We start from the raw sequence: 7,345 nt of genomic DNA on the forward strand, positions 1-7,345 counted from the left end.
GCGCGACCTCCTTATTGTTTCCGGGCGCGCATCACTGGTGCAGCGAAGCCGGAATTAATTCTTGAACGGAAACCAGGCGCGCGATTCGCGGGCACCGGCGACAGGGCGGAGACACGGCATGACAGCGATAAGCGCCGAGGTGGTGCGGCCCGCGGAGATGGATGCGGCGACCGAGTCGGCCTGGGCGACGCTCCAGGCCAGCCGTCCCGCGTTTCGCAGCCCGTACTATTCGCTCGAATTCCTGCGGATTGTCGCCGCCGAGCGCGACGATCTGCGCCTCGGGATTCTGTACCGGGGCGGCGAGATCTCCGGCTTTCTGCCGTTCCACCTGCGGCCCGGCGGCCGGGGCGCGCCGCTGGCGGGGCCGATCTCGGACTATCAGGGCATCCTCGGCGCGGCGCCGGCGGGGGCGGACGCGACGGCGGTGCTGCGGGCCTGCGGGCTGACCTGCTACGACTTCGACCACGCGCTGGCGGCGACGCCGCTGTTCCGCGACAACGCCTTCCGCGAGAGCGCCTCGCCGCTGATCGACCTGGGCGCCGGGTTCGCGGCGTGGCGCGACGACCGGCGCAAGGCGGGCAGCGCGCTGAAGACTGTGGAGCGCAAGCTGCGCAAGATGGAACGCGAGCTGGGGCCGGTGCGGTTCGAGCCGGACGATCGCTCGGACGCGGCCTGGGAGACGCTGATGGGCTGGAAGCGCGCGGCGCTGGCGGAGATCGGGGTGCGGTTCGCGCTGGACCTGCCCTGGGCCGGCGCGGTGGCGCGGCGGATTCGCGCGGCGGACACGCCCGGCTTTGCGGGGCGGCTGTCGACGCTCTATGCCGGCGACCGGCTGGTGGCGGCGCATTTCGGGATGCGCTCGGGCACGGCCTGGCACTGGTGGTTTCCGGGCTACGACGCGGAGATGTCGGCCTATACGCCGGGGCTGGCGCTTCTGCTGCGCTGCGCCGAGCAGGCGGCGGCGGAGGGGCTCGTGGAGCTGGACCTCGGCCGCGGGGCGGAGCGCTACAAGCGCGAATTCGCCAACGGCGCGCGGGCGCTCTGCGAAGGCTCGCTGGAGCGGGCGGCGCGGCCGCTGGGCGTGGCGCGGCTGGCCCGCAAGGCGCTGCATCGCGGGGCCGAGCGGCTGTTGCCGGTGCAGGCGGTGGAGTTCCAGCGACGCGCCTTCAACCGGATGCTGCGGGCGGGGCATCTATAGCGTCGGCCCGCTGGCGCGGGCCGATCCGCTGGGGGGGCCAGCCCCCCCAGACCCCCCTGGCGTATTTTCAACGAGAAGAAGCAGGGGGGGCGCTGGAACGGGCGGTGCTGCATCACGGGGTCGGGCGGGTGTTGCCGGTGCAGGTGGTGGCTTTCCGGCGCCGCGCGTTCAATCGGGTGCCGCGGGCGGGGGATGTATGGGGTCGGCCCTCTGACGCGGGCCGATCCGCCGGGGGACGCTGCTCCCCTTACTCTTTCCTTTCTATCGCTTAGCTCGGAGGCGTCCGTATTGCGTCCATTTCGTACAGGGTATCGTGCCAATTCTGAAACGGTAACAGCCGCCTCTCCGCACTAAGCGGACGGCTCTCTTCGTGCCAGTTTCTCTTGTCTCGGAAGGCAGAGAAATCGGTTATCTCGACGACGTCTTCGCCGGATGGGCCGACGGGGCCAGCGTCACCGAGACCCAGCATAGCTCCCTGCCACCTCACTCCGTCCACTGCGCCAGCAGCGGCAGCGCGAGCGCGTGCTCCAGCGCCTGCCGGTATCCGACGCCCTGAGATCGCCGCAACAGCTCCAGCGCGGCCTCCCGGTCGCCGTCGGCGTAGGCCTGCATCGCGCCGTAGAACAGCGCCTCGGTCAGCATCTCTTCGCGCGGCAGGCCGATCTTCGACAACGGGTGCGCGGCAAAGGCGTCCGGGGCCTCCAGCGCGGCGTACAGGTCTTCCGGGCCAAGCCCCTCGACGAACTCCCCGACCGCGTAACCCAGCAGGATCTCGCGCCAGACGCCTTCGTCCTCCAGTTCGATCCTCTGCGGCCAGAGGCTCGGATCCACCGTCTGCCATCTGCGCCGCATCAGCGCCGGGGCGCCCGCCGTCTCGCCCCCCTGAGCGTTCAGGATCAGCGAGACGAGGGCGGCGTAGGGATGGTCGACATTCGCGGTGACCCGGCGCGCCACCGTCTGCCAGTCGCCGTGCCGGTAGACCGCCTGCGCCACTGCGCGCCAGATCCACGGAGCGACGCAGTGCGCGGTAAAGTCCTCGGCGCATCCGGTCGCCTGCGGCAGCTTCTCCATCTCGGCGAGGAAGGTCTCGCCATGCCCCGCCTGGATCGAGATCGAGAAGCGCTGGGCATAGAGGTTCGCCAGTTCGGTCGGAGGCGCGTCGCTGAACGGGGCCGCGAGAAGCGCGAGGTTGGTCACCTGTTCCGCCGCGGCGTGGCCTTCGAGCGCGTCGACCACCTTGGCGAGGATCGGGACGACGTGGATACGGAAGGCGGGGTGCTCCTTCGCCTCGGTCAGATAGATCCGCGCGCGGCGCCAGTCCCCGGATTCCGGATCTCCGGCCGTGAAGGCCAGAAGTCCCCGCAGGTAGGAGATGTAGGCCCGGAACCATTCCGGATCGCCCTGGCCGTCAAGGTCCGGGAGCTGGCCATAGGCGGCCTCGAACAGGTCCAGCATCGCAGCGACCCGTTGCCGGTCCTCGGGCAGGGTCGAGCCGGCGAGCGCCTCGGCCGCGTAGAGCGCCAGCATCGGCTTGCCCGAGGTCTCGGCCATCTCCATGACGCGCCGCATGCAAGGGCGGCGGTCGAGGCGGGCGTAGCAGTCGTTCGCCAGCTGGGACGAGACCACGTAAAGGGTGCTCAGATCGTCGATCCGGGCCAGCCCGCTCAGCATGAAGCGCCGGCCAACCGCCAGCGGGCCTGCACCGTCCCCGAGCGGATCGTGGTGCTGCCAGATCGTGCGCCCCAGCCAGCCCGACTGCGTCGGCGTCAGCCGGTCCGGATCGCCGAGGCTTGCGGCAAAGGCGAGCGCGTCGCTCAGCCATTGGTGCGGAGCGTGCATGCCCTTGGCGGCGATGAGGCACAGCTCGAAGGGCAGCCGGTCATCGGCGGAAAGGGAGGAGGCGGTTTCTCCGGAAGATCGGTCGAGGAACCATTCCAGTTGCATCGTCTCCAGCGTTCCCAGCGTCGGGCGCGTCGGTTCGGCGCAGTCCGATTGCAGGCGCGCCTGCAGGAGGCGTGTCTCTGCCTCGGCGTAGCGGGAGAGAAAGGCGGCGCGGGCCGCTGCCGGGTCCAATCGGATCGCCCTTTCGAAGTCGGCCGAGGCGACGCTGACCTCGTCGGCGGCCAGATGCGCGATCCCGTCGGCCACCAAGATTGCCGCGTCCGACGACCCGGCCGGTGCAGGCGCGCCGTGCAGAACGTCCCGCCACAGGGACAGGTGCGCGGCGCCGTCGAGGGGTCCGGATTCGGCCACCGAATAGACCAGCGCCCCCAGAAGCCAGTCGAACCGGACCATCGGCCTCGTCTTTTCGGACGCCAGGAGCGCCGCATAGAGCCGGGCGAGGTCGGTGTGCGAGAAGGTCTTCAGCGCCCAGGACCGGCGTGCCGCCGAGGATGCTTCGAGATAGGCGGGCATGGTCTGCGGCAGCACGAAGCGCTGCGGCTCGGTACTCACCACCTCGAAGACCTGCTCGAAGATCGCGTCGAAGACCGCCTGCGGGTCGGCGGCGGTCTTTCCGGAGACGACGGCGTCGGTCCAGTCCGAGTCGAGCGTCACGACGGCGAAATGTCCCGGCTCGATCCGCGCGTCTGGTCGCAGGGCCACCTCGATGCCGGTGAGGCCGAACTCCCGCATCAGCCGCGTCTTCAAGGTGTCGCGGGCGGCGGCGAAACCGGCCGACGGATCGCCGGCAATCGTGGGTGAGTTCGCGGTCTCGACGGACGAAGGCTGCCGGATGTCGGCCGTCGTCGGGCTGACGAGAACCCGCACCGGCGCGCTTTCGAAGGTCACATGCCGCAGGCTCGCGGCCAGTTCGCTGCGCCGGGCCTGTTCGGCGGCGCGGGCGGCGGCCTCCATTTCGTCCGGGGGCGCATCCTCGGCATCCGCCTCCACCGGCGGCGGCAGGAGTTCGTTGACGCTGTCTGGCACCGGCGGCGCGATCACCGCCCCGCCGAGGGCGAGACCCTCTGCGTCATCCGCCACGAACGAGGCGAGCGCGAAGGGAAGAAGACGCAGCGGGTGCCCGGCCCTTGCCCAGTCCAGTACATCCTCGGTCGTCCGCGCGCCGCGGATCGCGACGAATTCTCGTACGGTGACATCGAACGGCGCGGGAAGGGCCTTCAGGACCTCGCGGACCGCCACGTCGTCCAGCACGATGCCCGGCCGTTCCAGTAGCAGGGTTCGCAATATCATCGTGAAGTCGACACCGGGCGGCAGAACGCGGCTGTTCGCGTTGCGGTCGCGTCCAGCGTTCCAGAGGGGCACGCTCCAGTCCGGAACGTAGTAGTAATCCGGCGACCGGGTCGCCGCCTCCGCCGACGTGAACGCCTCGGCGTTCTCGTCGAAGAACCGGCGCAGGTCGTCGCGATCGAGGCTCCGGACGTCCAGCATGTGCCGCGCGTCGGTGCCGGGCAGCGTGGCGTCGAACACCACCTCTCCGGCACGACGGATCACGACGCGGCCGGGCGGATAGTCGGGGTTCTCGATCAGCCTGAACTGCCCGGGCGCGGGGAGCCCCCAGCGCTCCGCCAGCCGGTTCGCCGTGGAGCGCCAAAGCACCGGGAACAGCCGGGTGTCGACCACGCGCTCGGCGGAGTATTCCAGCTCGAACACCGTGTCGTCCGGCACGTCCACCGCGTCGATGGCGTATTCGGCGATGGCATATTGCGGGTCCGCGGCGGCGGTCGCGCCGGTCAGCACGCGGCGCAGCGTGTCGAACCGGTCGTCGCGGGTGCGGGCGTAAGGGTCGTTCAGGATGTAGTGGGTGAAGCTTTCCAGAGTGCTGATGTCGGCCGCGCCGGTGGCGACGGCAACCCGTTCGTTGAACCCCGCCCTGCGCTCGGCGATCATCCGTTGTTCCGACTGCATGTAGGACCATGCGCCCGCACCGACCGCCGCCAGCGCCAATACCGCAGCGGCCGCCACGGTCAGCGCCGCGCGTCGCCGAAGCCGGGCGCAGGCCGCGAGATAGGCGCGTTCCACCGCGCCCAGCCGCTCGGCATAGCGATCCTCCGCCAGCAGGCCGCGTGCCGCCGCCAGCCGGGAGCCGCGGTGGTTCAGCAGCACCGCCGGCCGGCCCGCCTGATCCCACAGCCGCGCGGCGTCGGCAGTGCCGCGCAGAACCTCGATGCGGTCGATCTCGGGCTCCAGCCAGTCGCGCATCCGGCTCCATTCGCGGAACAGCGCCTCGTGCGCGACCTCGACGGTGGCGTCCGTCCCGGCGCCGCGCCGCACCACGAGCCGCCAGGCCTCGAACTGGTGCAGCAGCGATTGCTGATCCTCCGAGAATGCGCCCCAATCGGCGGTGCGCCGGGTGACACTGCCGCTCTCGTCGACGTCGACCAGCGCCGGAATAAAGGCGCTTTCCGCCAACCGCGCCCGCTGCTGCTGTTCGGTCGCGCTGGGCAAGCGCCCGATCTCGCCACCGGGAGATTGTCCGACCAGCGCCTTCTCCGCGGCGTCCGCGATCAATCCCGACATGCCGCCAAGCGCCTGATAATCCTCAAGCCGCAACTCGCCCGAGGCACTGAACTGGTCCCACAGCCGCTGCAGCGTGAAGGCCAGAAGCGGCAGGGCATCGCGCTTCGGAGCGTCTTCCATGAAGGCGTCGACCAGGGTCGGCGAGAGCTTCACGCCATAGCGGGCCGCCGGCCCCTCGATCACTTCGGCGAAGCGAAAGGGCGGCAGCTGGCGCAGGTCGTAGCCGCGCGCCTTCAGGTCGCGGAAGCTCGGGTGGTTCTGCAGCTCGGGGAAGCTGTCGGTGCGGATCGTCAGCGCGACCAGCCAGCCGCGGCGGCCCGACAGCGCTTCGGCAAGACAGGTGCCGAGCTGGGTTTCGGCGTCCCCGGCGGTGCGCAGCAGTTCCTCCGCCTGGTCCACGGCGATCAGGATCGTCGCGCCCGGCGCGCCCGCCGCGGTGCGAAGCCGGTCGGCCAGCCCGTTCAACGTCTCGGGCAAGGCGCCGGTCGACAGCGCCCGCTCCAGATTTGCGCGGATCTGGCCCGGCGGGATCGTCACCTTGAGATCGGCGAAGGTGCGCGAGATCGCCTCCGCGAAGGCGCCGAGCGGGTCGATGCCGGGCCGGAACGTCCTGAGCGGCAGCCACGCCTGCGTCTCGCGCCGCAGTCGCGGCAGAATACCCGCCTTGAGGACCGAGGACTTTCCGGCGCCCGACACGCCGAGGATCACCAGCGGCCGCCGGTCGGCGTTGGCGCGCATCGAGCGCAGCTCTTCGATCGCCTCGGCGATCTCGCGCGAGCGACCGTAGAAGATTGCCGCGTCGGCATCGGTGTCGCCGAAGGAGACGAGGCCCGGGAAAGGGGTCGGGCGCGATGGGGGATCGGTGGCGAATGCGGTGGGGTCCAGCCCGATTTCGGACTGCGCGCCGAACGCGCGCAGGCTGCGCGCCAGCAGGTCGGCGGTCGATGGGTCTTCGTCGAGCGTCAGCCCGGCACCCTCGGCGCCCGCGCTCCGCAGGTCGATGCCCTGCGTTTCCGTCAGAACCCGGCGCAGGCGGCGCCCGGACTCGCCTTCGGGCGGCGCGGCGAGATCCACGAGAAACACGGGAAGAATGCTCTTGCCCATGTACCACGCAGCCTGGAACTCATTGAAGCAGTCGGAGGATGCCAGCCAGTGCCGGGTGATGACGCAGATCACCACGCGACACGCGGCGGCCTGGTCGCGCAGCCGGTCGGTCCAGTTCTCGCCGCCCAGAATGTCGAGGTGATCGACGAAGGTGTCGCGAAAGCCGTTCCGGTGCAGCCAGCCCAGCAGATCGCCGACGAGGGCATCGTCCTGATTGGCGTGACTGATGAAGACCGTGGCCATCGGGCGATGCTCCTTCTCGCAGAAATCTACCGCCCGCCTGCCTGTCCATTCAAGGGCGGTGAGCGGGCGTTCCGGCAAGGAGTGCATCGCCGCGGCCCGGCTGGGGGGATGCGGCCGACAAAAAATGGCCCGCTATGAAAGCGGGCCATCAAGGTGGGGAGGGAGGAGGGGGCAGGCTCTGGCTCAGAAGCACTGCCAGACGGTGATCCAGTTGCCGTAGTAGTCGTAGACGGTGGCCCATTCGCAGTAGTAGGCGGTTTCGTAGGAGCCGGCCGTGTCGGCGGCCACGGGGGCCAGGTCGGCGATGGTGTCGAAGGCGAG

General features: G+C 70.2%; 2 protein-coding genes. One reads left to right on the top strand and one right to left on the bottom strand.

The annotated features are described in order from the left end of the window. Positions 1 to 118: 118 nt before the first annotated feature. Positions 119 to 1,198, top strand: a complete 1,080-nt coding sequence (locus P1J78_RS15240) for a GNAT family N-acetyltransferase (protein WP_275568234.1) — start codon at positions 119 to 121, stop codon at positions 1,196 to 1,198. A 483-nt stretch (positions 1,199 to 1,681) separates the two neighbouring features. Here the strand turns inward: P1J78_RS15240 and P1J78_RS15245 are convergent, their stop codons facing one another. Next, positions 1,682 to 7,024 carry a toll/interleukin-1 receptor domain-containing protein gene (locus P1J78_RS15245; protein ID WP_275568235.1) on the bottom strand — a complete coding sequence of 1,781 codons (5,343 nt, stop codon included), beginning with the start codon at positions 7,022 to 7,024 and terminating at the stop codon, positions 1,682 to 1,684. Between the last annotated feature and the right edge of the window lie 321 nt (positions 7,025 to 7,345).

The organism is Psychromarinibacter sediminicola, from assembly GCF_029168335.1.
GTDB classification, from domain to species: Bacteria; Pseudomonadota; Alphaproteobacteria; order Rhodobacterales; family Rhodobacteraceae; genus Psychromarinibacter; species Psychromarinibacter sediminicola.